This is a genomic window from Luteimicrobium sp. NPDC057192, from assembly GCF_042670205.1.
In the GTDB taxonomy this organism is placed as follows: Bacteria; Actinomycetota; Actinomycetes; order Actinomycetales; family Cellulomonadaceae; genus Luteimicrobium.
In genome coordinates this window covers 1-26,791 of the sequence record NZ_JBHUWD010000051.1, presented here as the reverse complement: position 1 = coordinate 26,791, position 26,791 = coordinate 1, and the positions used below count along the sequence as shown (strand labels likewise).

Below are 26,791 nucleotides of genomic sequence, written 5' to 3'. Positions count from 1 at the left end.
GGCACAGGGTGGCGCAGAGCGTGACGGCCAGGATGTACGCCCGCACCGCCCCGCGTGTGGCTCTCACCCGTTCCGCCCGCCCCCCAGCATACAGTAAGGCAAGACTTGGCTTGCTAGCAGTAAACGTTCAGGAAAGCGAGAATGGAGGCATGAGCTTCCTCGTCTCGCTCCGCCGGTACCCGCTGGTCGTGGCGACGGTCGTCGTCGGGCTGGTCACCGCCGCGCTGTGGCTCGCGGGCGCCGACGACGCCGCCCGCTGGCTCGGGTCCGGGTTCGCCCTCCTCGTGGCCGCGCGCCAGGGGTGGGGCATGGTCCGTGACCTCGTGCACGGCAAGGTCGGGCTCGACGTGCTCGCCGTCATCGCGATCGTCAGCACCGTGGTCGTGGGGGACTTCGCGGCGGCCCTGGTCGTCGTCCTCATGCTCACCGGGGGCGAGGCGCTCGAGGACTACGCGGGCAACCGCGCGCAGGCGGAGCTCGCCGCGCTCCTCGCCGGCCGCCCGCAGGAGGCCACGCTCGACGACGGCGGCACGCTCCGCCGCGTGCCCGCCGACCAGGTGGTCGCGGGGGACGTCGTCGTGGTGCGACCCGGCGAGGTCGTCCCGGTCGACGGGACGCTCGTCACCGCGACCGGCGTGTTCGACGAGTCCTCCCTCACCGGCGAGTCGCTGCCCGTGACCCGCTCGGCGGGCGACGACGTCCTGTCGGGCACGGTCGTGGGTGCCGACCTCGTGCGTCTCCGGGCGACCGCGACCGCCGCGGACTCGCAGTACCAGCAGATCGTCGACCTCGTCCGCGGAGCCGCGGAGAGCCGCCCCGAGTTCGTGCGCCTCGCCGACCGGTGGTCGGTCCCGTTCACCGTCGTCTCGCTGCTGATCGCGGGGATCGCGTGGGCGGTCAGCGGCGACCCGATGCGGTTCGCGCAGGTGCTCGTGCTCGCGACACCGTGCCCGCTCCTCATCGCGGCGCCCGTGGCGTTCCTGTCGGGCACGAACCGGGCGACCCGCCACGGCATCATCGTCAAGACCGCCGCAACCCTCGAGCAGCTCGCCCGGATCCGGACGGTCGCGCTCGACAAGACCGGGACGCTCACGCGCGGGGCGCCCGAGGTCGTGCGGGTCGTCCCCGCTCCCGGGCGCGCGGCGGACGAGGTGCTCCGCCTCGCGGCGAGCGCCGAGCAGGCGTCGGCCCACGTGCTCGCGCACGCCGTCGTCGCCGGGGCCCGGGCCCGCGGGCTGGAGCCCGCCGCGGCCGACGGCCTGCGCGAGGTCGTGGGCAGCGGCGTCGAGGCCCGGGTGCACGACGCCGGGCGCGACCGGACGGTCGTCGTCGGCAAGGTCGGGTACGTGCTGTCGCTCGCACCGGACGCCCTGGCGCCGGATCTCGAGCCCGGCGAGCTGGCCGTCCTCGTCGCCGTCGACGGCGCGTACGCGGGAGCGGTCGTCCTCGCGGACGCCCTGCGTGCCGACGCCGCGGACACGATCCACGCGCTGCGGGACGGCGGCGTGGAGCACGTCATGATGCTCACCGGCGACGCCCAGGTCACCGCGCACCACGTGGCCGCGGAGGTCGGCATCGACGACGTCCGTGCCGGTCTCCTGCCTGCGGACAAGGTCGCGGCCGTGTCGTCCGCGCAGCCGCGGCCCGTGCTCATGGTGGGCGACGGTGTCAACGACGCCCCGGTGCTCGCGGCCGCGGACGTCGGCGTGGCCATGGGCGCGCGCGGCTCGACGGCGGCGTCGCAGTCCGCGGACGTCGTCCTCCTCCACGACCGGGTGTCGGACGTGTCGCGCTCGGCCCGGATCGCCCGCGACACGGTGGGGATCGCCAAGCAGAGCATCTGGCTGGGCATCGGGCTGTCGGTGTTCCTCATGCTCGTCGCCGCGTTCGGCGTGATCCCCGCGGTGATCGGGGCGCTGCTGCAGGAGGTCGTCGACCTCGTCACGATCCTCAACGGCCTGCGGGCCCGCGGGCGCGCCGACGCCGTGACGGTCCCCGCCCCCGCGCCGGTCCGCCGGGCGGAGGTCCCCGAGCCCGTCCGCTGACCCCGGGCCCGGCTGGGCGGACGCGGCGGGTGAGATCTCTCGCCGCTGTATCGCGTCGCGGCCGGGCACCTCTCGAACAGGTACGCGCCGTGAGCACGCACGGCGCGGCCGACGAGAGGAAGACCGATGACGTTCCCCACGACCGGGACCCCCGGCACCACGGCCCCCGACGCCCCGCCCGCTACGGGTGCGCGCACCGCGACCTTCGCCGCCGCGGTCGCCGCGCAGGGATCGGACGCACCCGTCCACCCGGCCGGCTCGCCGACCTACGACGGCGCCCGCCTCCCCTGGAACGTCGCGGTCGACCAGCGACCCGCCGCCGTCGCGGAGCCGCGCACCCCCGACGACGTCGTCGCGATCGTGCGCGCCGCCCGCGCGTCGGGCCTCCGGGTGGCGGCGCAGGGGACGGGTCACAACGCGGGACCGCTAGCGGAACAGGACCTGAGCGGCGTCGTCCTCGTCCGCACGGGTGCGCTCGACGGCGTGACGATCGACCCGGCCCGCCGCGTCGCGCGGGTGGGTGCGGGCGCCGTCTGGGAGTCGGTGGTCGAGGCCGCGTCGCGGTACGGGCTCGCGGTGCTCCACGGCTCCTCGCCGGACGTCGGGGTCGTCGGGTACACGCTCGGCGGCGGCATGTTCGTGTACTCGCGGGCGCTCGGGCTCGCGTGCAACAGCATGGTCGCGGCGGAGCTCGTGCTCGCCGACGGCTCGGCGGTCCGCGCGTCCGCCGACGAGAACGCCGAGCTGTTCTGGGCGCTGCGCGGCGGGGGCGGGAGCTTCGGCATCGTCACGGCGCTCGAGCTGGAGCTCTTCGAGCTCCCCACCGTCCAGGCGGGCATGATGCTGTGGGACGGGTCGCGCGCCGACGAGGTGCTTCGCGCCTGGGCTGCGTGGGCTCCCGGCGCGCCGGACGAGATCACGACGAGCCTGCGGCTCCTCAACCTTCCGCCGCTGCCGGACCTGCCCCCGTTCCTGCGGGGCCGGAAGGTCGTCGCGGTCGACGGTGCCGTGCTCGACTCGGACGAGCGCGCCGCCGAGCTCCTGGCTCCGCTGCGTGTGCTCGAGCCCGAGCTGGACACCTTCGGCCGGGTCCCGGCGAGCGCCGTCGTGCGGCTGCACATGGACCCCGAGGGCCCGACGCCGTCGGTGTCCGAGTCGATGCTCGTCGACGAGCTGCCCGGTGAGGCCCTCGACGCGCTCCTCGACGCGGCGGGCCCGGAGTCGGGGACGAGCCTGCTGGCCGCGGAGGTCCGCCAGCTCGGCGGTGCCGTGAGCCGCCCCGTGGCCGACGGCGGCGCCCTGACGCACCTCGACGGTGACTTCCTGGTGTTCGGGGTGGCCGTCGCGCCGACGCCGGAGGCCGCGGCGCAGGGCCGGGTGGACGCCGTCCGGCTCGTCGACGCGTTGCGGCCCTGGTCCCGTGGCCGCTCCTATCTCAACTTCTCCGAGGTCGCGACGGCCGCGGACGCCGCCTACGACGACGGCACGCTCGTCCGGCTCGCGGCCGTCCGTGACGCCGTCGACCCCGAGCGCCGGATCGTCGCGAACCACCCGGTGGGGGAGCGCCGCGCGGCCTGACCCTCCCGCGAGGTCGCCGGGCGGCGCCGGTTGCCTAGCACCACGGCCGTCCTTACGGTCACGTGATGACGGGCCTCGACGCCGACACCGGCACCACGCAGCGGACGGCGACGTCCGGCCTGAAGCGCGACATCTCCGGCCGGATGCTCTACCTGTTCATCCTCGGGGACGTCCTCGGCGCGGGGATCTACGCGCTCGTCGGACAGATCGCCGGCAAGGTGGGCGGTGCGACCTGGGCGCCGATGGTGGTGGCGCTGCTCCTCGCGCTCCTGACCGCGGCCTCGTACGCCGAGCTCGTCACGAAGTACCCGAAGGCGGGCGGCTCGGCGGTCTTCGCCGAGCGCGCCTACCGGTCGCCGGTCGTCTCGTTCCTCGTGGGCTACTGCATGCTCGCCGCGGGCGTCGTCAGCGCGTCGGGCCTGGCGCTCGCGTTCGCAGGCGACTACCTCTCGACGTTCGTCGACGTCCCGTCGGTGCTCGGTGCGATCGTCTTCCTCGCGCTCGTGGGGCTCATCAACGCGCGGGGCATCAAGGAGTCCGTCCGGGCGAACCTCGTCATGACGATGATCGAGACGACCGGCCTGGTGCTGGTCGTCGTGGCGGCGTGCGTGATGCTGGGGCGCGGCGACGGCGACCTCGGCCGCGCGACCCAGTTCCCGGCGGGGACGAGCCCCGTCGTGGCGACGTTCAGCGCCGCGCTGCTCGCGTACTACTCGTTCGTCGGGTTCGAGACGAGCGCGAACGTCGTCGAGGAGGTCAAGGACCCGACGCGCACGTACCCGCGGGCGCTCTTCGGCGCCCTCGGCACCGCGGGGCTGCTCTACGTCCTCGTCGGGACGGCGGCGTCGGCGGCGCTGCCCGCGGACGAGCTCTCCAGCACCACCGGCCCGCTGCTGGCCGTCATCGACGCCACGGGCGTCGCCATCCCGTCGTGGCTGTTCAGCCTGATCGCGCTCGTCGCCGTGGCGAACGGCGCGCTGCTCACGATGATCATGGCGAGCCGCCTCGCGTACGGGATGGGGGCGCAGGGCCTCCTGCCCGCGGTGTTCGCCAAGGTGCTGCCCGGCCGGGGGACGCCGTGGGTGGCGATCGTCGTGACGACCGGCGTCGCGATGGCGCTGACCGCGACCGGCAGCATCGCGACGCTGGCCGAGACGGTCGTGCTGCTGCTGCTCGTCGTGTTCCTCAGCACGAACGTCGCGGTGCTGGTCCTGCGCCGCGACCACGTGGACCACGACCACTTCCGCGCGTGGACGGTCCTGCCGGTGCTCGCCGCGATCTCGTGCGTCGTCCTCATGTCGCGGCAGACCGCGCAGGTCTGGCTCCGGGGAGGCATCATCGTCGCGGTGGGCGTCGTGCTGTACGGCGTGACCGTCGTCGTACGACGAGGCCGGAAGGACTGAAGCATGCGCGGGTCGATCGGGTCGGACATCCGGCGAGGTCTGGCCCGGCCGCCCGCAGCCCCGATGCCGGGCCGCGCGGGCACCGAGGTGCTCGACGCGTCGGGCGCGCGCGTCGCCGCCGACCTCCGCGCGCTCCTCGGTGACGACCGCGCGGTCCTCGACAGCCCCCTGGACCTCGTGCGCTACGCGTCCGACGCGAGCCCGTACCGGCTGGTGCCGCGCGTCGTCGTGGTCGCGCGGGACACCGACGACGTCGTCCGGCTCGTCCGGTGGGCGCGCGCGAGCGGGCACGGGCTCACGTTCCGCGCGGGCGGGACGAGCCTCAACGGCCAGTCCCAGTCCGACGACGTCCTGGTCGACGTGCGCCGGCACTTCACCGGCGCGGAGGTGCTCGAGGACGCCGACGGCACCGGTGTGCGGCTCCGCGCCCGGCCCGGCCACATCACGGCCCGCGCGAACGCGCTCCTGCGCCGCCACGGCCGCAAGCTCGGCCCCGACCCGGCGAGCTCGGCGGCGGCGACGATCGGGGGCGTCGTCGCGAACAACGCGAGCGGGATGACGTGCGGCGTCGTCCGGAACTCGTACTACACGCTCGAGTCGGCGACGCTGGTGCTCGCGTCCGGGACCGTCGTCGACACCGGCGCGGTCGACGCCGACGAGCGGCTCCGCGCCGCCGAGCCCGGGCTGTGCGCCGAGCTCGACGCGATCCGCCGCGACCTGCGCGCGGACCGGACCCTCGCCGACCGGATCCGCGCGAAGTTCTCGATCAAGAACACGTCCGGCTTCCACCTCGACGCGTTCCTCGACGAGGACTCGAACGCTGCCACGCTGCGCGGGCTCGCGGTCGGGTCGGAGGGGACGCTCGCGTTCGTCGCCGACACCGTCTGGCGGACCGTCCCGCTCGGTCGCCGGCGCACGACGGCGCTGTTCCGGTTCGCGACGCTGCACGATGCCGCGGCCGTCGTCCCGGGGCTCAACGACGCAGGCGCCGAGGCCGTCGAGATCATGGACTCCGCGTCGCTGCGGGCGGCCGCCCGCACGGCCGGCGCGCCCGCGTGGGTCGCGTCCCTCGACGCCGACGCGACCGACGCCGCGATCCTCACCGAGGTCCGCGCCGAAGACGACGCAGCGCTGGACGCGTTCGAGGCGAAGGCGAGGGCCGTCGTCGGGCGGGGCGAGGGGGCCGGCGCTGCCGGGGGCGCACCGGCGCCGGGGGCGGCGATCGGCGGAGACTTCACACGCGACCCCGCCGTCGCGGACGGCTACTGGGCCGTGCGCTCGGGCCTGCTCGCGATCATCGGCGCCGCACGCCCCGACGGCACCGCGCTCATCACGGAGGACGTCGTCGTCCCGCCGGCCCGCCTCGCCGACGCGTGCGGCGACCTCGAGGCGCTGCTCGTGAAGCACGGGTTCCTCGGCGCGGTCAACGGGCACGCGTCGGCGGGAAACGTGCACTTCTACCTGTACCTCGACGCCTCCCAGCCCGACCAGGTCGCGACCTACCGGGCGTTCATGACGGACCTCGTGGCGCTCGTCGTCGACCGGTACGACGGCTCGCTCAAGGGCGAGCACGGCACGGGACGGAACATGGCGCCGTTCATCGAGCGGGAGTGGGGGGCGGACGCCGTCGGGTTCATGTGGCGGGTCAAGCGCGCGCTCGACCCGCACGGGATCCTCGCGCCCGGGGTGTTCCTGAGCGACGACCCCGAGGTCGCGTTCCGGGACCTCAAGACCATGCCGACGCTGGGCTCCGAGTTCGACCGGTGCATCGAGTGCGGGTTCTGCGAGCCCGTCTGCCCGTCCCGGAACCTCACGACGACGCCGCGGCAGCGGATCGTCCTGCAGCGCGAGATGGCGCGGCAGGGGTGGTCGGGCGAGGTCGAGGCGGCGCTCGTCGACGAGTACGAGTACGCCGGGGTGAACACGTGCGCGGGGGACAGCTCGTGCGCGATCGCGTGCCCCGTCGACATCGACACCGGGCACGTCATGAAGCAGATCCGGCGGGATGCCTGGTCCCCGACGGCGCAGCGCGTCGGGGAGGGGCTCGCGCGACGCTGGGGCGTGGGTTCCGCGGGGGCGCGGGTCGCGGTCGGGGCGGCGGACGTCGTCCGGCGCGGGCTGGGCGCCCCCGGGGAGGCCGCGCTCGCCGGGGTCACCAACGCCGGGCGGGCGCTGCTCGGCGAGGACCTGGTGCCGCGGTGGCTGAACGCGATCCCGGGGCCGGCGCCGCGGGTTCCCGCGACGCGCGCGACGCAGCAGACCGCCGACGCCGTCCTGTTCGCGGCGTGCATCAACCGGATCTTCGGGCCGCCACCCGGGTCCGGCGCCCTCACGGTCACCCAGGCGCTCGTCGCGCTCGCCGAGCGGGCCGGCAAGAACCTCTGGATCCCGGACGACCTCGGCGACGACTGCTGCGCCACGATCTGGCAGTCCAAGGGGCTCGACGCCGGCAACCGGCTCATGGCCGCGCGCCTCGTCGAGGACCTGCACCGCTGGTCCGACGGCGGGCGGCTGCCCGTCGTGGTCGACGCCGCGTCCTGCACGCTCGGGGTGCTCGAGGAGGTCGTGCCGCACCTCGACGCCGCCCACCGGGCGCTCCACGACGCGTTGACCGTCGTCGACGCGACCACCTGGGTGCGGCGCGAGGTCCTGCCCGGGCTCGGTGAGGCGGCGCGGCTCGGGACCGTCGTCGTGCACCCCACGTGCTCGATGCACACCCTCGGCATCGCCGACGACCTGCGGGCGCTCGCGGCGGTGGTCGCGGACGACGTCGTCGAGCCCGTCGTCGCGACGTGCTGCGGGACCGCCGGCGACCGCGCGATGCTCCACCCCGAGCTCACTGAGACCGCGACCCTCGAGGAAGCCGCCGAGGTCGCGGGCGTCGACGCCGAGGCATGGGTGTCGGCGAACCGGACCTGCGAGCTCGGGCTCGAGCACGACACCGGCAAGCCGTACGAGTCGGTGGTCGTGACCCTCGAGCGCATCACCCGCCCCTCCCGCCCCTCCCCGAAGTAGTACGGCATCCGGGGTACCTCGCCGAGGTACCCGGGATGCCGTACTACTTCGCGAGGTACCCGGGATGCCGTACTACTTCGCGAGGTACTCGGGATGCCGTACTACTTCGCGAGGTACCCCGGATGCCGGGGTACCTCGGCGAGCTCGGGCAGGATGAGGGCGTGACCGAGCTCCGTGAGCGCCTGCGCGCGCTGCCGTCGTTCCCGCCCGACCTCCCGCGCTTCGACCCCGAGCACGACCCCGCCGACGCCCCGGCCGACCCTCGCACGCTCTTCGTCGCCTGGTTCGAGGAAGCCCTCGCGGCGGGCGCGCCGACGCCCCAGGCGGCGGTCCTCGCGACCGCGGACCCGGCCGGTGTCGTCCGCGCCCGGACGCTCATCGTCAAGGACGTCACCGACGACGCGTCGTGGCTCTTCGCGACGCACCGCACCAGCCCGAAGGCCCGCGCGGCGGAGGCGAACCCGCACGCCGCGATGACGTTCTTCTGGCCCACGCGCGGCCGCCAGGTCCGGGTCGAGGGTGCCGTCCGCCGCCTGCCCGACGACGCCGCGGCAGCCGACTTCTCGGCCCGCCCCGAGGCTTCCCGCGCGGCCACCCTGGTGGGACGGCAGAGCGAGGCCCTGGGCTCGAGGGCCGAGCTCGCGCACGCGTTCGACGCGTCGCTGGCCCGCGTCCGGGCCGACCCGGACCTCGTCGACCCGGCGTGGGCGCTCTACGCCGTCGACGCCGTGCGGGTCGAGTTCTGGCAGGCCGTCAGCGGCGGTGGGGCGGTCCGCTGGTCGTACGAGCGCGACGCCGTCGGGCGGGAGTGGCGGGCGGGGCTCCTCTGGCCCTGAGGGGCCCGCCGGCCCCGGGTCAGCGGGGGAGTGCGGCGCTCACGCGGCCCTGCCACTCCGTGAAGGCCTTGCGTGCGCGGGCCACGCCGACCGCGCCCGCCATCGCGCCCGTGTTGCCGCGGTCGATCCGCACGACGGAGCCGTTGCCGTCGGGGGCGGCGAACACCTGGACCGTGTACTTGAGGTGCTGACGGTTCTTGCCGGCGAACGCGCCGAACAGCGCCGTCATCGACGCGGAGCCCCGCACGACCTGCGCCGAGAACTCGTCGAGGGGCTTGACCTCGCAGCCCTCCGACGCGAACACGCCGTAGGTCAGGTCGCGCGCCTGCGCGGGGTGGGCGGTGGTCAGGATGTCCTCGGCGGCCATGTCCTCGTCCTCGGGTCAGGGGTGCCGTGCGGTCGCGCGGCGCGCCGAAGGTACCAGAGCCGCCACGCCCCGCCGTCCGCCCATCCACAACCCCCGCCGAGCAAGCGGGTCACGCACCGACCAAGCACCCTCGACCTGCTTGCTCGGCGCGAGATCCGCTTGCTCGGCGAACGAGGTCGGCGAACGAGGTCGGCGGGCGGTCAGCCCAGGAGGAACCGCACCGCGGCGTCGACGTGCGCGGCGGTCGAGTCGACGAGCGGCACGGGCGAGGCGTCCTCGTCGAGCAGCAGGTCGAGCTCGGTGCACCCGAGCACCACGCCCTCGGCGCCCGCGGCGGCGAGCCGGTCCAGCACCCGCACGACGGCGTCCCTCGACTCCGCGCGCACCTCGCCCTGGGTCAGCTCGTCGAAGACGACGCGGTCGACGGTCGCGGCGTCGTCGTCCCACCCGGACGGCGGCCGCACGACCTCGATCCCGTGCCGCGCGAGCCGTTCGCAGTAGAACGACTCCGTCATGACCCAGCCCGACCCGATCACGCCGAGCCGGGTGAGCCCGCGCGAGCGTGCGGCGGAGGCGACGGCGTCGGCGATGTGCAGCAGCGGCACGCTCACCGCGGCCTCGACCGCCGGCGCGACCTTGTGCATGAGGTTCGTCGCGATGAGGACGGCGTCCGCGCCCCCGCGCTCGAGCCCCACGCCCCGCTCGGCGAGGAGCGCGCCCGCGCCGTCCCAGTCGCCGTCGACCTGGAGACGCCGGACGTCGTCGAAGTCGACGGAAGCAAGGAGGAGCCGCGCGCTGTGGTGCCCGCCGAGCCGCTCGGCGACAGCCGTGTTGAGGAGCCGGTAGTACTCGGCGGTCGAGTGCCAGCTCATGCCGCCGAGGATGCCGAGGGTCGGGGCGGCGGAGGAGGTCGCTGCGTCGGTGAAGGCCATGTGACCAGCCTCCCGGGCGCGGGACCATCACGGAATCCCCGTGTTGCTGCGCCCGTCCATAAGCGATGCTTGGAGCATGACGAGCATCCCCACGGCTCCCGCGACCGGGTCGGACGACCCGCCGCCTCTCGACCCGCGACGCCTGCTCATCCTGCGGGCCGTCGCGCAGGCGGGGTCGATGAGCGCGGGCGCCCGCGCGCTCGGCTGGACCCAGCCCGCCGTCTCGCAGCACCTCCAGGCGCTCGAGCGCAGCGCCCGCACCCCGCTCCTGCTCCGCCACAGCGGCGGGGTGACGCTCACGGAAGCGGGGCGCGCCGCCGTCCTGCACGCCGACGCGATCGCCGCGCACCTCGACGCCGCCGCGCGCGAGGTCGGCGAGCTGGCCGCGCTCGGTGCGGGCAGCGTCCGGCTCGCGGCGTTCCCGTCCGCGCTGGCCGTGCTCGTGCCCCCGGCGCTCGAGCGGCTCGCCGCGACCACGGGCGTCGACGTGCGGCTCGTCGAGGCCGAGCCGCCCGAGGCCGTGGAGCTCGTGCGGTCGGGGGACGTCGACGTCGCCCTGACCTTCGGCTACGCCGAGGCGCCCGGGGTGCCCTCCGACCTGCGCGGCATCGCGCTCGGCGTCGACCCGGTCGACGTCGTGCTGCCCGCGGCGCACCCGGCCGCGGGCGAGGCGAGCCTCCGCCTCGCCGACCTCGCCGACGACGACTGGGTCGCCGGGTGCGTGCGCTGCCGCGAGCACCTCGTCGCCGCCGCGGCCGCGGAGGGCTTCGCGCCGCGCGTCCGGCACGAGACGGACGACTACGTCGTCGTGCAACAGATCGTGGCGCGCGGGCTCGCGGTCGCCGCGCTGCCCCGGACGGCGCTCGAGGCGTACCGCCACCCGCACGTCGCGACGCGGTCCGTCACCGGGCTCGACGGGCGCAGCCTGCACGCCGTCCACCGGACCGGTGTCGAGCGGGTCCCCGCGGTCGCCGCCCTGCTCGGCGCACTGCGCCGCCCGCTCCCCGGTGGCACGATGACGGCGTGACCACGCCCGACGCCCCCACGGGGCTCACGACCTTCGACGACGACGCCGTCCGGCGCGTGCTGTGCGTCGTCGCCCATCCGGACGACATGGAGTACGGCGCGTCCGCCGTCGTCGCGCGCTGGGTGGACCGCGGCGCCACCGCCGCGTACCTCCTGCTCACCGGCGGAGAGGCCGGGATCGAGGGCATGGACCCCGACGAGACCCGGCGTGTCCGGGCCGGCGAGCAGCAGCGCGCGTGCGACGAGGTCGGGGTCGAAGAGCTCGAGATCCTCGACCACCCCGACGGCACGCTCGTCCACGGGCTCGACCTGCGCCACGACGTCGCGCGCGCGGTGCGCCGGTTCCGCCCGGACACCGTCGTGCTGATGACGTGGGAGACCGAGACCCCGTGGGGTCTCAACCAGGCGGACCACCGCGCGGCCGGGCTCGCGGCGGTCGACGGCGTGCGCGACGCCGACAACACGTGGGTCTTCCGCGACCTCGCCGACGCCGGGCTGGCGAAGTGGGGCGCGGACCGGCTCGTCGTCATGGGGCATCCCGCGCCGACGCACGGCGTCGACGTGTCGGGCGAGCCGCTCGAGCGGGCCATCCGCTCCCTCGAGGCGCACGAGCAGTACCTCGCCGCCCTGCCCTGGCACCCCGCACCGCGCGACATGCTCACCGGCGCGACCGCCGCGCAGGGCGAGGTGCTCGGCGTCCCGAACGCCGTGCTGTTCAAGGTCTACGAGCTCAAGGCGCCCGCGCCCGAGCCGACGGAAGACGCCGCGTCGTGACGGCGCGCCACGAGGTCCGGCTCGATGTCCGCGGGCCGTGGTCGCTCGCGACGAGCCGGCGGTTCTGGGAGGGCTTCGCCCCAGCAGCCCTGCCCGGACAGGCCGGCGACGGGCACCTCCGCACGGTGTTCCGCGTCGAGTCGGACTGGTCGCACGCGGCAGCCGAGGTGGCCCAGGGGGAGTCGAGCGCGGACGTGGGCGTCGCGCGCGTCGTCGTGAAGGGTGACGGCGACCTCGACGCGGCTGCGGCCCAGGTGGCGCGCTTCCTCGCACTCGACCTGGACGCGACGACGTGGCCCGACGTCGGACGCCGGGACCCGGTGGTCGGCACGGTGCAGGAGCGGCTCCCAGGCCTGCGGCCGTGCGGCTTCCACTCGCCGTACGAGGCGGCGGCGTGGGCGGTGCTGTCGCAGCGGATCAGCATGGGCCAGGCGGCGCGGCTGCGGGCCGGGCTCGTCGAGCGGCACGGGGACGACGGCGCCTTCCCGGCCCCCGCACGGCTGCGCGAGCTGGCCCCGGGCCTCGACCTGCCGGGACGGAAGGCCGAGTACCTCGGCGCGGTCGCAGGTGCCGCGCTCGAGGGGCGCCTCGACACGCTCTCCCTGCGCGCCCTCGACCCCGACGAGGCCCGTCGCGAGGTGGCCGAGATCCACGGTCTCGGTCCCTTCGCGGCGGACCTCGTCGTCCTGCGCGGCGCGAACGTGCCCGACGCGGTGCCGACCTCCGAGCGGCGGCTGCGGGCGATCGTCGCCGAGCACTACCCCGGACGCGACCTCGACGACGTCGCCGAGGCCTGGCGTCCGTGGCGCACGTGGGGCTCGTTCCACCTGCGGGCCGGCGCGTCGTCCTGACGCGCGCGGATACGCTGACCCGGTCAGGTGCGAGACTCGCGTCCGACGCTCGAGCGGAGAGTGAGCGACACCGTGGGCCGGATCACGATCGCCGACATCGCCCGCCGTGCGGGGGTCTCGACGGGCGCGGTCTCCTACGCGCTCAACAACCGTCCCGGTGTCTCGCAGGCGACCCGGGAGCGGATTCTCGCGGTCGCGGGAGAGCTCGGCTGGCAACCGTCCGCGGCGGCCCGCTCTCTGTCCGGCGCACGCACGGAGACGGTCGGACTCGTGCTGGCCCGCGACCCGAGCGCCCTGGGCTCCGAGTCGTTCTACATGCAGTTCATCGCGGGCATAGAGTCCGAGCTCGAGAAGCGCTCGTACGGGCTGTTGCTGCAGGTGGTTCCCAGTCTCGACGTGGAGGTCGCCACCTACCGCACCTGGCGCGCGGCGCGGCGCGTGGACGGCGTGGTCCTCGTGGACCCGCGCGTCGACGACCCGCGCGTGCGCCTGCTCGCGGAGCCGGACGGGCTGCCGGCCGTCGTCGTCGGGCATCCCACCCTCGCGCGCGGGCTCATGAACGTGTGGACCGACGACGCGACCGCCGTCCGCGAGTCGGTGCGGTACCTCCACGAGGCCGGTCATCGGCGCGTCGTGCGCGTCGGCGGCGCTGAGGGGTACGCGCACACGCTCATCCGTGACGCGGCGTTCCGCGACGAGACCGAGCGGCTGGGGGTCGACGGCGTCGTCGTGCAGACGGACTACACGCCGGCGGCGGGCGCCGCCGTGACCCGCGCGGTCCTGACGGGCGGCGGCGAGCATCCGACGGCGTTCCTCTACGACAACGACGTGATGGCGCTCGCGGGGCTCGGGGTCGCGAGCGAGCTGGGGCTCGGCGTCCCGTCGGAGCTCTCGATCGTCGCCTGGGACGACTCGCCACTCTGTCTCGCCACCTACCCGAGGCTGTCGGCGCTGAGCCACGATGTGGCAGGTTTCGGCGCGCATGTGGCCCGGCGCTTGTTCGATCGCCTCGACGGCCGGCCCGCCGGTAGCTTTCTCGACTCGACGCCGACCCTCCGGCTCCGCGGCACGACCGGACCTCCCCAGACCCGTCCGTGACCTAGACGGACGGTCGCGCTCTCACCCGGCGCCCGGGTGTGCCGGGTGAACGAGCTGGCTCAGGCTTGACGAGCCAAGGACTTAAGCGTTTCACTGGCCCTGCCCCCGACATCGTTGACAGGGCGTTGTCAGTTTCGGCCCACTGACGTCCGCTAGGGTTTCGACAGCGTTGTCACACAACGAATGCCAAGGAGTGCCCGCATGACCCGTTGGACCGACCTCCCCACGCACCGCGCGTGGCTCCAGCAGCACGCCGAGTCGCTGCTCGCGTTCGGCCGCCGGACGGCCGCGCCCGGCGGGGGAGCGTACTGGCTCGACGCGGTCGGAAGACCCGAGACCGAACGGGGCGTCCAGACGTGGATCACCGGTCGGACGGTGCACGTCTACTCGCTCGGGCACCTGCTCGGCATCCCCGGCGCCCGCGACGTCGCGCAACGCGCGCTCGACGGGCTCGTCGGCCCCGACGCGCCGCTGCGCGACGTCGAGAACGGCGGCTGGTACGGGACCACGTACCCCGACGGCACGCACTCCGAGGGCAAGGAGGCGTACCAGCACGCGTTCGTCGTGCTCGCCGCGACGTCCGCGGTCCGGGCCGGGCTCGACGGCGCCCGCGCCCTCCTCGACGAGGCGACCCGGGTGTACCTGGAGCGCTTCTGGGACGACGAGGCCGGGCTCAGCGTCGACACCTGGGACACGGCGTTCACGACGCTCGACCCGTACCGCGGCGTCAACGCCAACATGCACTCGGTCGAGGCGATGCTCGCGGCGGCCGACGTCACGGGCGACCCCGCGTGGCTCCGGCGGGCCGCGCGGATCGCGGAGTTCGTCGTCGGGCAGGCGGAGAGCCACGAGTGGCGGATCCCCGAGCACTTCGGGCCTGACTGGGTGCCGGACCTCGAGCTCAACCGCGACCGTCCGGACGACCCGTTCAAGCCGTTCGGGGCGACCGTCGGGCACGGGCTCGAGTGGGCGCGGCTCCTCCTGCACCTGGAGGCGGCGCTCGACGGCGTCGGGTCGTCCTCCCAGGTGGACTGGTACGCGGCCGCCGCGGCGCTCTTCGACCGGTCCGTCGCCGACGGCTGGGACGTTGACGGCGCCCCCGGGTTCGTCTACACGACCGACTGGGACGGCAAGGCCGTCGTCCGGCAGCGCATGCACTGGGTCGTCGCGGAGGCCGTCAACACGGCCGCCGCGCTCCAGGTGCGGTCGTCGCGGGCCGGCGACGAGGCCGCGGCTGACCGGTACGCCGACCTCTACGCGCGGTGGTGGGACTACGCCGACCGGCACGTCCTCGACCACGAGAACGGGTCCTGGTTCCACGAGCTCGACCCGTCGAACCAGCCCGCCGGCACCGTGTGGCCGGGCAAGGCCGACCTGTACCACGCGTTCCAGACGACGCTGGTGCCGCGGCTCCCGCTCGCGCCGTCCATGGCGACGGCCGTCGCCGAGGGGCTGCTGCGCCCCTGACCCGTCAGGTCCCGAGACCGCCGGACGACGACGTCCCGGGTCGTGGCGTCGAGACGACGCCGGACCCGGGACGACGAGCGAGAGCGGTCAGCGCGCCAAGGTGGAGACGGCCGGGAAGCCGTCGACGCCGGCGAGCCGGCCCGCGCGCGTCGTCCGCGGAACGATCCGCCCGCGTCGCCGTGCGACGACGAGGAGCGCCGAGGCGACCGCCAGGCAGACCACGATCGAGGGCAGCCCCGCCTCGGGTCCGAAGGTGCCGCCGGTGACGAGCGTCGAGCCGGACGTCGTGGCGTCCAGCCAGCCGTGGCTCGCGCCGTTCCCGGAGACCGCCGTGCTGAAGATCGCGGACTCGGCGAAGTTCCACCCGAAGTGCAGCCCGATCGGCAACCACAGGGTTCGTGTCGCGACGTACGCGGCACCCAGCATGCCGCCCGCCTCGACGGCGATCGCGAGCGCCCCCCACCAGGTCGCGTCCGGGTTGACCAGGTGGAGCGCACCGAAGAGGACGGACGTCGCAGCCAGTGCGAGCCACGTGCCGAGGCCCCGTTCGAGCACCCGGAACAGGACCCCGCGGAACATGAGCTCCTCGGTCACGGCCGCGGCAGCCATCAGCCCGACGAACCCCGCCACGCCCGCCGTCAGGTGCGCGCCGTGCACCGTGTAGTCGCCGAGGAGCGCGAGGACGGCGATGACCACCGCGAACATCGCGACGCCGGCGCCCGTGCCGATCGCGAGACCCCGCCCGCGTCCGCCCGGCCCGACCTCGACCGCCGCGCGGTGCTCCGTCCACCGCACCAGCGCCCGGTACACGACGAGCGCCGCGGCGGCCGTCGCGAGACCGACGACGAGCACCGCCCACCCGTGCCCATCCAGCGCGGTCGCCACCTGGTTGCCGACGGCGGAGACCGCTGCCACACCGGCGAGCTGGACGACCGTCCTCAGGACCACGTTCTTCATGTCGACTCCCTCTCCGAGCTCCCGCGGCCGGTCTGCCGCGCCTGCCAGGAACGCTACGGATCGGGCATCTCGGGTTCGTCACCCCGGCGTGGACACTTCGCCGTAGCTCTCGCGGGGGACGAGTGCGCCGGCTGTGTCAACATCGGGGCGACCTGTGGCCTGACGGCGTGCGGTACCGGCTGCCGACCCTCGGCACCCTCAGCCAGCTCCGGCGACTGGCGACGCACGTCGAGCACGTCACCGTCGACGACCCCCGGCTCGACGGGGTGCCGGACCCGCGCGACGTCCTCGAACTCGGCCACTGACGCAGGCGGTGGGGCCTTCGGGAGCAGCTGTCGGTGGCGCGCGCCACGATGGGTCCATGGCCTACGACCAGGTCCTCGCGCAGCGGGTCCGTGACCGGATCGGCGCCGACCTCGCGGTGACGGAGAAGCGCATGTTCGGCGGGCTCTCGTTCCTGTGGGACGGGCGCATCGCGGTGGCGGTCAGCGGCGACGGGCTGCTGCTCCGCGTCGGCCCCGACGACGTCGAGCTCGCGCTCACCGAGCCGGGCACCCGGCAGGCGGTCATGGGCGGACGGGAGATGCGGGGCTGGATCATCGTCGAGGGCGACGTCCTCGACGACGACGCGCTCGAGACCTGGATCCGCACGGGCGTCGAGTCGGCGTCCCGCCTGCCGGGGGAGTAGCGGCGAGCGGTCGCCGTCGTCGGGGGCTGGCCGTACGGTCGGGTGCATGGCCAACGACGCCGCCGAGATCGAGGTCGCCGGGCGCGCCGTGCGCGTGTCCAGCCCGGACCGGGTGATCTTCGAGGCCACGGACCGCACGCCCCCCGTCACCAAGCTCGACGTCGCGCGCTACTACGCGGCCGTCGCCACGCTCGGCGGACGCCCGGGGGAGTCGCGCCCGGCCGCCGTCGCCGGGGGTGCGCCGTCGGACGTGGGCGGGTTGCTCCGCGCGCTGTGGCACCGCCCGACGACGCTCGAGCGGTGGCCGCGCGGCGTGCGCGAGGGCATGGTCCTGGCGACGCGGCAGGGGCACGAGCGCGATGCGGACGCGTTCTACCAGAAGCGGGTCCCCTCGGGGGCGCCGGGGTACGTCGAGACGGCGACCATCGCGTTCCCGTCGGGCCGCACCGCCGACGAGATCGCGCCCACGGAGCCCGCGGTGCCGGTGTGGGCGGCTCACATGGGGACGATCGTGTTCCACCCGTGGCCCGTGCGGCGCGAGGACGTCGAGCACCCCGACGAGCTCCGCATCGACCTCGACCCGCAGCCCGGCACGGACTTCGCGGACGCGCGCCGGGTCGCGATGGTCGCACGGGACCTGCTCGAGGAGGTGGGCATCCGGGGCTTCCCGAAGACGTCGGGCAACCGGGGGATCCACGTGTTCGTGCGGATCGAACCGCGCTGGACGTTCACGGACGTGCGACACGCGGCGATCGCGTTCGGGCGCGAGCTGGGCCGCCGCATCGACGGGGTCACGACGGCGTGGTGGAAGGAGGAGCGCGGCGAGGCGATCTTCGTCGACTACAACCAGAACGCCCGCGATCGCACGATCGCCAGCGCCTACTCGATCCGCCCCAAGCCGGGCGCGCCCGTGTCGACGCCGCTCACCTGGGACGAGGTCGCCGAGCTCGACGACCCGCGCGCCTTCCACGTCGGGACGGTGCCGGCGCGGCTCGAGCCGGGCGGTGGACCGCACGGCGACGGCGTCGACCCGTGGGCCGAGATCGACGACGTCGCCCACTCGCTCGAGCCGCTCCTCGCCTGGTACCAGCGCGACGAGGACGAGGGCCTCGGCGACCTGCCGTACCCGCCCGAGCACCCGAAGATGGCCGGCGAGCCGCGCCGAGTCCAGCCGAGCAGGGCGCGGAAGGAACCGGACTGATGTGCCGGTTGTTCGCCCTGCACGCCGGGCCGCAGCCCGTCCGGGCGACGTTCTGGCTGCTCGACGCACCCGACTCGCTGGCCGTGCAGTCCCGCCGGAACCCGGACGGCGCGGGCATCGGGGTGTTCGGCCCGCACGGCACCCCGCACGTCGACAAGCAGCCGCTCGCCGCCTACCAGGACACGGACTTCGCGTCCGACGCCCGGTCCCTCGAGGCGACGACCTTCCTCGCGCACGTGCGGTACGCGTCGACCGGCGCGCTCACGACCGAGAACACGCACCCGTTCGTCCAGGACGGGCGGATGTACGCGCACAACGGCGTCGTCGGCGGCCTCGACGTGCTCGACGCGCGCCTGACCGAGCTGGGCGCCTCCGACCTGGTCCGTGGCGGCACGGACTCCGAGCGTGTGTTCGCGCTGATCACGGCCGAGATCCGCCGGGCGGGCGGCGACGTGGGCGCCGGGCTCGCCGCGGCGGTCCGCTGGGTCGCGGCCGAGCTCCCGGTCTTCGCGCTCAACATCATCCTCGCGACCGCCGACGAGCTCTGGGCGCTGCGCCTGCCCGCCACCCACCGCCTCTTCGTCCTTGAGCGCCGCGGCGGCCCGCCCCTCGACGCTCGCAGCCCACGCATCCACGCCCGCTCTGAGGCGCTCGCGGGGGAGCGCGCCGTCGTCGTGGCGTCCGAACCGCTCGACGGCGAGACGGGCTGGCGCGAGCTCGAGCCCGGCGAGCTCGTGCACGTGCGCGCCGACCTGGCGGTCGAGTCGTCGACGCCGGTCCCGGGCGGCCTCGCGCACCCGCTCACGCTCGACGACGTCCGCGCGTCCGCGGGGGAGCGGGCGGCGTCGTCCCAGACCGCGGGCTGAGGGTCGCGCGCTCCGGGCCCCGGCTGTCGCGCCCGGCGCCTAGGCTGGCCCGGTGTCCGACGTGAGCGAGCCCACCGCACCTGCGACCCCCGACACCCCCCGAGCCGAGAAGCGCCCCACGACGCGCACCCACCACGGAGACGCGTTCGTCGACGACTACGAGTGGCTGCGCGACAAGGCGAACCCGGAGGTCATCGCCTACCTGGAGACCGAGAACGCGTACACCCAGGACGCGACGGCGCACCTCGCTCCGCTGCGGTCGCGGCTGTTCGAGGAGATCAAGTCCCGCACCCAGGAGACGGACCTCAGCGTCCCGGTCCGCGAGGGCGGCTTCTGGTACGTGACGCGGACCGTCGAGGGCAAGCAGTACCCCGTGCACGTTCGCGTGCCCGTCGCCGACGAGGACGACTGGACCCCGCCCGCCCTGCCCGACGACGGCAGCGCGCTCCCCGGCGAGCAGCTCCTCCTCGACCAGAACGCCGAGGCCGAGGGTCACGACTTCTTCTCGCTGGGCTCGTTCGACGTCACCGCCGACGGGGGCCGCGCGCTGTACGCGGTCGACACCGACGGGGACGAGCGCTTCACGCTGCGGATCCGCGACCTCGCGACCGGCCAGGACCTCGTCGACGAGATCCCCGGCACCTTCCCGGGCGCGTTCTTCACGCCCGACGGCGAGCACCTCTTCTACACGACCGTCGACGACGCGTGGCGCCCCGACACCCTCTGGCGCCACCGCGTCGGCACGCCCGTCGAGGACGACGTCAAGGTCTTCCACGAGCCCGACGAGCGCTTCTGGCTCGGCGCCGGTCTGACGCGGTCGAAGCGGTTCATCGTCATCGAGATGGGCTCGAAGGTCACGTCCGAGGTGTGGCTCCTCGACGCCGACGACGTCGCGGGCGAGCCGCGGGTCGTCTGGCCGCGCCGCGAGGGGGTCGAGTACTCGGTCGAGCACCTGTGGGTCCCGCAGGCGCCGACGCCCGAGCAGCGGGCCGAGCGCGACAAGGCGCGTGAGGCCGCAGGCCCGGACGGCACGTGGCACTTCACCGACTCGGCGACCGGCGCCCTGCTGGTCCTCCACAACGGCGGCTCGGGCGAGGCGCCGGAGAACTTCGAGCTCGCGCTCGTGCCCGAGTCCGGGCCGCTCGACCCGGGGGACGCGGTCACCGTCGTGCCGTCGTCGTCGGGCACGCGCCTCGAGGACGTCGACGCGTTCGACGGGCACGTCGTCGTCTCGTTCCGTCGGGACGGCCTGGCGCGGGTCGGCGTGGTCCCGATCTCGCCCCTGACCGGCCCGTTCGCGCCCCACTCCACCGAGTTGTCAGAAGCTCACGGCAGCGGGGTGCCGCGAGGTTCTGACAACTCGCCGTGGGAGCTGCGCGAGATCGCCTTCGAGCAGCCGCTCTTCACGGTCGGCACGGGTGCGAACCCGGAGTTCCGCCAGCCCGCGGTGCGCCTGGCGTACGCGTCGTTCGTCGAGCCGGCGACGGTCTACGACTACGTCGTCGCGACGGGCGAGCTGCGCGAGCTCAAGCGCCAGCCCGTCCTGCCGGACCCGGACGGCCGCCCGTTCGACCCGGCCGAGTACGTGCAGCGCCGCGAGTGGGCCACCGCCGACGACGGCACGCAGGTCCCGGTGTCGCTCGTGTGGCGGCGCGACGCGCTGGGCCTCGACAACGCGGGGACGCGTGCCGAGCCCGCCCCCTTGCTGCTCTACGGGTACGGCTCGTACGAGACGAGCATCGACCCGTCGTTCTCGATCCCGCGTCTCTCGCTGCTCGACCGGGGCGTCGTGTTCGCCGTCGCCCACGTGCGGGGCGGTGGTGAGCTGGGGCGCCGCTGGTACGACGACGGCAAGGAGCTCACCAAGAAGAACTCGTTCACGGACTTCGTGGCGGTCGCCCGGCACCTCGTGGGCGCGGGCTGGACGAGCCCCGAGCGCATGGTCGCCGACGGCCGCAGCGCGGGCGGTCTCCTCATGGGCGCGGTCGCGAACCTCGCGCCCGAGCTGTTCGCCGGCATCCACGCGGGCGTGCCGTTCGTCGACGCGCTGACGTCGATCCTCGACCCGTCGCTGCCGTTGACCGTCGTCGAGTGGGACGAGTGGGGCGACCCGCTCCACGACGCCGACGTCTACCGGTACATGAAGTCGTACACCCCCTACGAGAACGTCCGCGAGGACGCCTCGTACCCGCGCATCCTCGCGACCACGAGCCTCAACGACACCCGCGTCCTGTACGTCGAGCCGGCCAAGTGGACGGCGCGCCTGCGCGACGTCGGGGCCCCGGTCCTGCTCAAGACCGAGATGAGCGCCGGGCACGGCGGCGTCTCGGGGCGCTACGCGCGCTGGGAGGAGATCGCGTTCGAGGACGCGTGGATCCTCGACGTCCTGGGCGTCGCGGAGGTCTGACCTCAGCGCGTCCAGCGGCGGAGTCGTCGGCGAGAGGCGGCGGCCCAGGCGTCCTGCGCGTCGGCCAGCGCCTCCTGGGCTCGCCCGCGTTCGAGCCCGACGAGCAGGCCGTACGTGAAGCCGTTCTCCCCGGACAGGTGCGCGCGCATCCCCTGCGCGCGGAAGACCCCGGCGAGGACGACGGCGTCGTGGTGCGCGCCGAGCAGGTCCTGGACGTCCTCGAGCGCGGCGGCGAGGCGCTCCGCGGGCTCACCCACCACGACGACGGACGCCTCCGCCGCGTACCGCGCGGCCTTGACCTTCTTGCGGGCGTCGTGGAGCGCGGCGGCGAGCTCGGGCGTCGTGGCGTCGGGCCCACGTGTCCCCGGCTCGGCGGGGTCCCGGTCCGGGACGGCGTCGCTGCCCGTACCCTGCGCGAGCCGGGCCAGCACGGCGTCGGCGGCGTCCGTACGTCGTCGGGCCCGCCGGAAAGCGTGCCGCACGACGCGCGCCGCGACCTCGTCCGCGGGGTCGGCGGACCGCCCCCGCAGCGGGGGCTCGTCGGCGAGCGACGCGAGCCGGCGCAGGAGCTCGCGGTACCGGTCGCCGGACATGAGCTCGACGACGGACTCCTGCGCCGCGTGGAGGTCGGCGTCGAGCCCGGTCACGAGCCGGGCGTGCACGGGCCCGACGACGAGCTCGTCGGGCAGGCCGTCGAGGAGAGCGGCAACACGGTCGCGCTGCACCTCGAGGTCCCGTGCGACCCCGAGGACCCCGCCCCACCAGCGCAGCTCGTCCCTGACGGGCGCGACGGCGTCGCGGACGAGCACCGGCCGGAACGTCCGCAGGGTGCTGCGGAGCCGGCGTGCCGCGACGCGTGCGGCGTGCACCGCGTCGGGCTCGTCGCGGCGGACCAGCGGGTCGGCGTCGACGAGCGCGTCGACCTGCTCGCGCAGGTAGCGGCGGAGCAGGTCGCCCCCCGTGCGGGGCGAGTCGTCCATGGCGCCGGCGCTCAGCGGCGGTCGAGGACGACGAGCGGGAGCTCCCGGCCCGCCTGCGCCTCGTGGTCGGTGAAGAACGGGTAGGCCGCGACGAGCCGTTCCCACAGCTCGGCTCGCTCCCGCCCGGCGGCGACCCGCGCGACGGCGTCGTACTCGTCGCCGTCGACCTCGACGTGCACGACCGGCTCGTCGACGAGGTTGCGGAACCACCCGGGCACCCGCGGCGACCCGGCGCCCGACGCGACGACGAAGCGCAGCCCGGTGGGCTCGTCGTCGACCACGAGCATCGGGGTGGTGCGCGGCTCGCCGCTGCGGCGGCCGCGGGTCGTGAGGAGGACCAGCCGGTCGCGATGCATCCCGTCGACCGGTCCGCCGGCGCGGAACTGCTCGATGACGTGCCGGTTGATCGCGAGCTGCTGTTCGTCGGTCATCGCTCCATCGTCCGCCGGACGGCCCGTGCATGCCGGGTGAGACGCGAGTCACACCCGCTGCACTTCGTGCAGAGTTGCACTCTGTGCAACATGCGGCGCATGCTGGGACGCATGACCTTGCTCGCCCCCGACGACGCCCGCCCGGCGCCCGACCTCCGCGCCCGCAAGCGCGAGGCCACGCACGAGGCGCTGGCGACCGCGGCCTTCGCACTCGCGCGGGAGCACGGCCTCGACGGTTTCACCGTCGACGACGTCGCCCGACGCGCGGACGTGTCCCGCCGGACGTTCTTCAACTACTTCACCTCGAAGGAGCAGGCCGTCGTCGCGGTCGTCCAGCTCCAGATCGCGAGCCTGCTCGACGAGGTCGAGCGGACCATCGCGGAGGAGGGTCCCGGCGTGCACGCCGAGGCCGGCGGCCAGGATCTCCTCGACACCGCGGTCCGGTCGCTCCTGTCGCCGTCGGGCGTCGAGACGTTCCGGGCGCTCATCGCGCTCGCCGAGGACAGTCCCGAGCTGCTCCCGCACCTGGCGGGTCTCGAGCACTCGGCCGGCGACCACGTCGTCGAGCTCATGCGCGGCAAGGCCGCCGCCCACGCGGGCGTCGCGCTGCATCCCGTGCACGCGTACGCGATCCCGGGCGCCATCATCGCGACCGTCGGCGCCGTGTACTCGCGGCGGCTCCACGTCCGCGAGGTCGACGGCGACGCGCCCGACGCGCTCGGCCTGGACGACGTCGTCGACCAGCTCCGCGCCCTCCTCCCCGACATGCCGGAGTGCCGCATCTGACGTCACGAACCGGACGCCCGGCTCGTCCCTCCTCGAGACCACCGACCCCCGACCCGTACCGCCGCACCACCCGTTCCCCGGCTCCGACGACGTAGCCACACCACCTCGATCGGAGAACACCGTGTCCACGTTGCTGTACCGACTCGGCTCGCTCGCGTACCGCGCGCGCGGGCGCGTCCTGATGATCTGGCTGCTCGTGCTCGTCGCGGTCGGCGCCCTCCTCGCGCTCAACCCGCCGCAGACGTCCACGTCGTTCTCCATCCCCGGCACCGCGTCCCAGGCCGTGATGGACAAGCTCGAGAACGAGATCCCGTCGTCGTCGGGGACCAGCGTGTCCGTCGTCTTCGAGGCGCCCGAGGGGCAGCGTGTCGACACCGCCCAGCGGACCGAGGCGATCCAGCAGGTCGTCAAGGACGTCCACACGAGCGACTACGTGGTGAAGGAACGGGCGTCCGACGGCGGCGGCAAGGTCGACGCCGACCTGCAGAAGGCGCTGACCCCCGCGGGCGACGTGACCATGCAGCCGCTCATGACGGGCAAGGGAGCCGACGCGACCGTCGTCGACGGGGTCACGGTCTCCACCAACGGCCGCGTCGCGATGCTGCAGTTCCAGCTCACCGACAACCCGATGTCGCTGCCCGAGGGCGCGACCGACGCGATCGTCGCGTCCGCGGACAAGGCCCACGACGCCGGCCTGACCGTCCTCCCCAGCTCCGACCTCACCCAGAAGATGGAGTCCCCGATGGGGGCCAAGGAGATCGTCGGCCTCGTGATCGCCGCGATCGTCCTGCTCATCACCCTCGGCTCGCTGCGCCTGGCCGGCATGCCGCTGCTCACCGCGATCGTCGGCGTCGGCGTCGGCGTGGGCTCCGCGTACGCGCTGTCGTCGGTGATCGACATGACGTCGATGACGCCGATCCTCGCGCTCATGATCGGGTTGGCGGTCGGCATCGACTACGCGCTGTTCATCACCAACCGCGCGAGGCGGTTGATCCTCGACAAGGGCCTCGCCGCGCACGAGGCCGTGGGCCGCGCCGTCGGGACCGCCGGGTCCGCGGTGTTCTTCGCGGGCCTGACCGTCGTCGTCTCGCTGTCGGGCCTGTCGATCATCGGCATCAGCTTCCTCACGACCATGGCGCTCGTCGCGGCCGGGACGGTCGTCATCGCCGTGCTCGTCGCGCTCACGCTCCTCCCGGCCCTGCTCGGCTTCGTCGGCGAGCGGCTCGTCACGCCCAAGCAGCGCGAGAAGAACGCCGCGAAGGCCGCCGCCCACCCCGAGGGCGTCACCCACGGCCCCGCGACCCGCTGGGCCCAGGGCATCGCCAAGCGGCCCGGCTGGGTCACCGTCGGCGTCGTCGTCGTGCTCGCCGCGCTCGCCGTGCCGTTCACGAAGATGGACCTCAACCTCCCGTCGTCGGGCACCGCGAACACCGGCACCGTCGAGCGGCAGTCCTACGACGCCGTCACCGCCGGCTTCGGCGAGGGCTTCAACGGCCCCCTGCTCGTCGTCGCGAGCGGCGACGACGCGCTCGGTGCCCAGGGCATCACGTCGGTCAAGGAGGCGCTCGCGGGCGTCGACCACGTCACCGCCGTCATCCCCGGCGCGATCTCCGAGGACGGGCGCACCGCCACCTTCACCGTCGTGCCCGACGCCGGCCCCACCGCCGACAGCACCATCGACCTCGTGCACGCCCTGCGCGCCCCGGCGCTCGCGAGCACCGCGGGAGCCGACCTCGGCGTCACCGGCGTGACCGCGATGAACATCGACATGTCGAAGGTGCTCTCCGACGCGCTCGTCCCGTACATCGCGATCATCGTCGTGATCTCGCTGGTCATCCTGCTGCTGGTGTTCCGGTCGATCTACGTGCCGGTCACCGCGACCCTCGGGTTCGTGCTCACGATCGGCGCGTCGCTCGGCGCCACGACCGCGCTGTTCCAGTGGGGCTGGCTCAAGGACCTCTTCGGGTTCGACACCGCCGGGCCGGTCCTGAGCTTCCTGCCGATCATCGTCACGGGCATCCTGTACGGGCTCGCGATGGACTACCAGATGTTCCTCGTGTCCTCGATGCGCGAGTCGCACGTCCACGGGCACCCGGGCGTCGCGGGGGTCGTCGACGGGTTCCGCGGGGCGGCGCGCGTCGTCGTCGCGGCGGCGATCATCATGATCTCCGTGTTCTCCGGCTTCATCTTCGGGGACGACACGATGATCAAGCAGATCGGCTTCTCCCTGGCGTTCGGCATCCTGATCGACGCGTTCGTCGTCCGGATGACGCTCATCCCCGCCGTCATGGCGCTCGCCGGCGAGAAGGCCTGGTGGCTGCCGAAGTGGCTCGACAAGATCCTGCCGAACCTGGACGTCGAGGGCGACAAGCTCGTCAAGCGGCTCGAGGCGAAGGCCGCGCAGGCGGAGAAGGAGCCCGTGGGCGCGTCCGCCTGACGCCCCTCTCGCCGAAGTACCCCGGCATCCGGCATACCTCGCGAGGTACCCGGGATGCCGGGGTACTTCGCGGGTGCGGTGGGCGAGAGGTCACGTTCCGCAGGTTCCTCGGTTCCTCACGGAATCGGCGCAGGACGTGACCTCTCGTCGTCTCCCGGGCGGCGTCGTCGGGCCCTACGCTTCCCGGCATGAACCTCGTGCGTCCGCGCGCCGCCGCCACCGTCGTCGGTGCGCTCGTCCTCGGCGTCGGGCTGGCCGGCTGCAGCGCGTTCCAGTCGTGCGAGGAGCAGGACCGCCGCACGCTCGCCGGCCTCGAGGCGGCGTGGCCCGACGAGTTCGGGACGGGTCACCGGGGCAGCGGGTCCGGCGCGTGCGACGACGATCCGCTCTTCCTGAGCGCGGGCGTCGGGATGACGGCCGACGAGGCCGGCGACGTGCTCACGTCGCACGGCTGGAGGCTCGAGCCTCCGGCGTCCGCGGACGACGCCGACCCGGACTACCCCGACTCCTACGTGCGGAAGGTCGGCGGCCACACCTACCGGTTCCTCGTCGGCGACGACGGCGTCGAGCTCGAGCGCACCTGACGTCGCCGAAGTACCCCGGCATCCGGCATACCTCGCGAGGTACCCCGGCATCCCGGGTACCC

At 74.4% G+C, this 26,791-nt stretch carries 23 protein-coding genes; 18 read left to right on the top strand and 5 right to left on the bottom strand.

Annotated elements, in window-relative coordinates:
• The first annotated feature begins 149 nt into the window (after nucleotides 1–149).
• From ACFT5B_RS18370 to ACFT5B_RS18350, 5 genes are all read left to right on the top strand, one after another.
• Nucleotides 150–2,045, top strand: a complete 1,896-nt coding sequence (locus ACFT5B_RS18370) for a heavy metal translocating P-type ATPase (RefSeq protein WP_386800625.1) — start codon at nucleotides 150–152, stop codon at nucleotides 2,043–2,045.
• A gap of 126 nt (nucleotides 2,046–2,171) precedes the next feature.
• Nucleotides 2,172–3,623 (top strand): FAD-binding oxidoreductase, encoded by a 1,452-nt coding sequence (locus ACFT5B_RS18365; RefSeq protein WP_386800624.1) that lies wholly within the window; start codon nucleotides 2,172–2,174, stop codon nucleotides 3,621–3,623.
• 65 nt (nucleotides 3,624–3,688) lie between these two features.
• Nucleotides 3,689–5,026 carry an APC family permease gene (locus ACFT5B_RS18360; RefSeq protein ID WP_386800623.1) on the top strand — a complete coding sequence of 446 codons (1,338 nt, stop codon included), beginning with the start codon at nucleotides 3,689–3,691 and terminating at the stop codon, nucleotides 5,024–5,026.
• Between the two features lie 3 nt (nucleotides 5,027–5,029).
• Nucleotides 5,030–8,041: an FAD-binding and (Fe-S)-binding domain-containing protein gene (locus ACFT5B_RS18355; protein WP_386800622.1), complete on the top strand. Its 3,012-nt coding sequence runs from the start codon at nucleotides 5,030–5,032 to the stop codon at nucleotides 8,039–8,041.
• Nucleotides 8,042–8,202: 161 nt separating this feature from the next.
• The gene (locus ACFT5B_RS18350) at nucleotides 8,203–8,877 is read left to right on the top strand and encodes a pyridoxal 5'-phosphate synthase (RefSeq protein WP_386800621.1); all 675 of its coding nucleotides are present in this window, start codon (nucleotides 8,203–8,205) and stop codon (nucleotides 8,875–8,877) included.
• Between the two features lie 19 nt (nucleotides 8,878–8,896).
• Here ACFT5B_RS18350 and ACFT5B_RS18345 read toward each other — a convergent pair whose 3' ends face one another.
• Both ACFT5B_RS18345 and ACFT5B_RS18340 read right to left on the bottom strand, forming a co-directional pair.
• Nucleotides 8,897–9,244, bottom strand: a complete 348-nt coding sequence (locus ACFT5B_RS18345) for a hypothetical protein (RefSeq protein ID WP_386800620.1) — start codon at nucleotides 9,242–9,244, stop codon at nucleotides 8,897–8,899.
• A gap of 200 nt (nucleotides 9,245–9,444) precedes the next feature.
• Nucleotides 9,445–10,176 carry an aspartate/glutamate racemase family protein gene (locus ACFT5B_RS18340; protein WP_386800619.1) on the bottom strand — a complete coding sequence of 244 codons (732 nt, stop codon included), beginning with the start codon at nucleotides 10,174–10,176 and terminating at the stop codon, nucleotides 9,445–9,447.
• 76 nt (nucleotides 10,177–10,252) lie between these two features.
• On the opposite strand from ACFT5B_RS18340, the gene ACFT5B_RS18335 reads away from it, so the two are divergent.
• The 5 genes from ACFT5B_RS18335 to ACFT5B_RS18315 all read left to right on the top strand — a co-directional run bounded on the left by ACFT5B_RS18335 (nucleotide 10,253) and on the right by ACFT5B_RS18315 (nucleotide 15,392).
• The gene (locus ACFT5B_RS18335; RefSeq protein WP_386800618.1) at nucleotides 10,253–11,203 is read left to right on the top strand and encodes a LysR family transcriptional regulator; all 951 of its coding nucleotides are present in this window, start codon (nucleotides 10,253–10,255) and stop codon (nucleotides 11,201–11,203) included.
• On the top strand, nucleotides 11,200–11,976 hold the full coding sequence (locus tag ACFT5B_RS18330) for a PIG-L deacetylase family protein (protein ID WP_386800617.1): 777 nt from the start codon (nucleotides 11,200–11,202) through the stop codon (nucleotides 11,974–11,976). Before ACFT5B_RS18335 ends, ACFT5B_RS18330 begins: the two co-directional genes overlap by 4 nt.
• Nucleotides 11,973–12,827, top strand: a complete 855-nt coding sequence (locus tag ACFT5B_RS18325; RefSeq protein WP_386800616.1) for a DNA-3-methyladenine glycosylase family protein — start codon at nucleotides 11,973–11,975, stop codon at nucleotides 12,825–12,827. The genes ACFT5B_RS18330 and ACFT5B_RS18325 overlap by 4 nt, the downstream gene beginning before the upstream one ends.
• Before the next feature lie 60 nt (nucleotides 12,828–12,887).
• The gene (locus ACFT5B_RS18320) at nucleotides 12,888–13,925 is read left to right on the top strand and encodes a LacI family DNA-binding transcriptional regulator (RefSeq protein ID WP_386800615.1); all 1,038 of its coding nucleotides are present in this window, start codon (nucleotides 12,888–12,890) and stop codon (nucleotides 13,923–13,925) included.
• Between the two features lie 201 nt (nucleotides 13,926–14,126).
• On the top strand, nucleotides 14,127–15,392 hold the full coding sequence (locus tag ACFT5B_RS18315; RefSeq protein WP_386800614.1) for an AGE family epimerase/isomerase: 1,266 nt from the start codon (nucleotides 14,127–14,129) through the stop codon (nucleotides 15,390–15,392).
• Between the two features lie 87 nt (nucleotides 15,393–15,479).
• Here ACFT5B_RS18315 and ACFT5B_RS18310 read toward each other — a convergent pair whose 3' ends face one another.
• The gene (locus ACFT5B_RS18310; protein ID WP_386800613.1) at nucleotides 15,480–16,349 is read right to left on the bottom strand and encodes a CPBP family intramembrane glutamic endopeptidase; all 870 of its coding nucleotides are present in this window, start codon (nucleotides 16,347–16,349) and stop codon (nucleotides 15,480–15,482) included.
• A gap of 167 nt (nucleotides 16,350–16,516) precedes the next feature.
• On the opposite strand from ACFT5B_RS18310, the gene ACFT5B_RS18305 reads away from it, so the two are divergent.
• From ACFT5B_RS18305 to ACFT5B_RS18285, 5 genes are read left to right on the top strand one after another with little or no spacing between them, the layout of a single operon-like run.
• Entirely contained in the window at nucleotides 16,517–16,654 is a 138-nt protein-coding gene (locus ACFT5B_RS18305) for a hypothetical protein (RefSeq protein ID WP_386800612.1), read from the top strand.
• Between the two features lie 56 nt (nucleotides 16,655–16,710).
• Complete coding sequence (locus ACFT5B_RS18300) at nucleotides 16,711–17,037, top strand: TfoX/Sxy family protein (RefSeq protein ID WP_386800611.1); 327 nt, start codon at nucleotides 16,711–16,713, stop codon at nucleotides 17,035–17,037.
• Between the two features lie 46 nt (nucleotides 17,038–17,083).
• On the top strand, nucleotides 17,084–18,238 hold the full coding sequence (locus tag ACFT5B_RS18295; protein WP_386800610.1) for a DNA polymerase domain-containing protein: 1,155 nt from the start codon (nucleotides 17,084–17,086) through the stop codon (nucleotides 18,236–18,238).
• Nucleotides 18,238–19,104, top strand: a complete 867-nt coding sequence (locus ACFT5B_RS18290) for a class II glutamine amidotransferase (RefSeq protein WP_386800609.1) — start codon at nucleotides 18,238–18,240, stop codon at nucleotides 19,102–19,104. Before ACFT5B_RS18295 ends, ACFT5B_RS18290 begins: the two co-directional genes overlap by 1 nt.
• Nucleotides 19,105–19,156: 52 nt before the next feature.
• Nucleotides 19,157–21,511: a S9 family peptidase gene (locus ACFT5B_RS18285; protein ID WP_386800608.1), complete on the top strand. Its 2,355-nt coding sequence runs from the start codon at nucleotides 19,157–19,159 to the stop codon at nucleotides 21,509–21,511.
• Nucleotides 21,512–21,513: 2 nt separating this feature from the next.
• Here the strand turns inward: ACFT5B_RS18285 and ACFT5B_RS18280 are convergent, their stop codons facing one another.
• Complete coding sequence (locus ACFT5B_RS18280; protein ID WP_386800607.1) at nucleotides 21,514–22,491, bottom strand: CHAD domain-containing protein; 978 nt, start codon at nucleotides 22,489–22,491, stop codon at nucleotides 21,514–21,516.
• An 11-nt stretch (nucleotides 22,492–22,502) separates the two neighbouring features.
• Entirely contained in the window at nucleotides 22,503–22,922 is a 420-nt protein-coding gene (locus tag ACFT5B_RS18275) for a nitroreductase/quinone reductase family protein (RefSeq protein ID WP_386800606.1), read from the bottom strand.
• A 111-nt stretch (nucleotides 22,923–23,033) separates the two neighbouring features.
• Between ACFT5B_RS18275 and ACFT5B_RS18270 the strand changes: the two genes are divergently transcribed.
• The 3 genes from ACFT5B_RS18270 to ACFT5B_RS18260 all read left to right on the top strand — a co-directional run bounded on the left by ACFT5B_RS18270 (nucleotide 23,034) and on the right by ACFT5B_RS18260 (nucleotide 26,729).
• Complete coding sequence (locus tag ACFT5B_RS18270) at nucleotides 23,034–23,708, top strand: TetR family transcriptional regulator (RefSeq protein WP_386800605.1); 675 nt, start codon at nucleotides 23,034–23,036, stop codon at nucleotides 23,706–23,708.
• A 121-nt stretch (nucleotides 23,709–23,829) separates the two neighbouring features.
• Nucleotides 23,830–26,145 carry an MMPL family transporter gene (locus ACFT5B_RS18265; RefSeq protein ID WP_386800604.1) on the top strand — a complete coding sequence of 772 codons (2,316 nt, stop codon included), beginning with the start codon at nucleotides 23,830–23,832 and terminating at the stop codon, nucleotides 26,143–26,145.
• A gap of 188 nt (nucleotides 26,146–26,333) precedes the next feature.
• Nucleotides 26,334–26,729, top strand: a complete 396-nt coding sequence (locus ACFT5B_RS18260) for a hypothetical protein (RefSeq protein ID WP_386800603.1) — start codon at nucleotides 26,334–26,336, stop codon at nucleotides 26,727–26,729.
• Nucleotides 26,730–26,791 lie beyond the last annotated feature (62 nt).

Bases quoted from the DNA above. Each gene is read 5' to 3' on its own strand.
- ACFT5B_RS18260 (WP_386800603.1), top strand. From the start codon at position 26,334: ATGAACCTCGTGCGTCCGCGCGCCGCCGCCACCGTCGTCGGTGCGCTC.
- ACFT5B_RS18280 (WP_386800607.1), bottom strand. From the start codon at position 22,491: ATGGACGACTCGCCCCGCACGGGGGGCGACCTGCTCCGCCGCTACCTG.
- ACFT5B_RS18300 (WP_386800611.1), top strand. From the start codon at position 16,711: ATGGCCTACGACCAGGTCCTCGCGCAGCGGGTCCGTGACCGGATCGGC.
- ACFT5B_RS18335 (WP_386800618.1), top strand. From the start codon at position 10,253: ATGACGAGCATCCCCACGGCTCCCGCGACCGGGTCGGACGACCCGCCG.
- ACFT5B_RS18290 (WP_386800609.1), top strand. From the start codon at position 18,238: ATGTGCCGGTTGTTCGCCCTGCACGCCGGGCCGCAGCCCGTCCGGGCG.
- ACFT5B_RS18295 (WP_386800610.1), top strand. From the start codon at position 17,084: ATGGCCAACGACGCCGCCGAGATCGAGGTCGCCGGGCGCGCCGTGCGC.
- ACFT5B_RS18315 (WP_386800614.1), top strand. From the start codon at position 14,127: ATGACCCGTTGGACCGACCTCCCCACGCACCGCGCGTGGCTCCAGCAG.
- ACFT5B_RS18310 (WP_386800613.1), bottom strand. From the start codon at position 16,349: ATGAAGAACGTGGTCCTGAGGACGGTCGTCCAGCTCGCCGGTGTGGCA.
- ACFT5B_RS18360 (WP_386800623.1), top strand. From the start codon at position 3,689: ATGACGGGCCTCGACGCCGACACCGGCACCACGCAGCGGACGGCGACG.
- ACFT5B_RS18365 (WP_386800624.1), top strand. From the start codon at position 2,172: ATGACGTTCCCCACGACCGGGACCCCCGGCACCACGGCCCCCGACGCC.
- ACFT5B_RS18275 (WP_386800606.1), bottom strand. From the start codon at position 22,922: ATGACCGACGAACAGCAGCTCGCGATCAACCGGCACGTCATCGAGCAG.
- ACFT5B_RS18345 (WP_386800620.1), bottom strand. From the start codon at position 9,244: ATGGCCGCCGAGGACATCCTGACCACCGCCCACCCCGCGCAGGCGCGC.
- ACFT5B_RS18270 (WP_386800605.1), top strand. From the start codon at position 23,034: ATGACCTTGCTCGCCCCCGACGACGCCCGCCCGGCGCCCGACCTCCGC.
- ACFT5B_RS18355 (WP_386800622.1), top strand. From the start codon at position 5,030: ATGCGCGGGTCGATCGGGTCGGACATCCGGCGAGGTCTGGCCCGGCCG.
- ACFT5B_RS18370 (WP_386800625.1), top strand. From the start codon at position 150: ATGAGCTTCCTCGTCTCGCTCCGCCGGTACCCGCTGGTCGTGGCGACG.
- ACFT5B_RS18340 (WP_386800619.1), bottom strand. From the start codon at position 10,176: ATGGCCTTCACCGACGCAGCGACCTCCTCCGCCGCCCCGACCCTCGGC.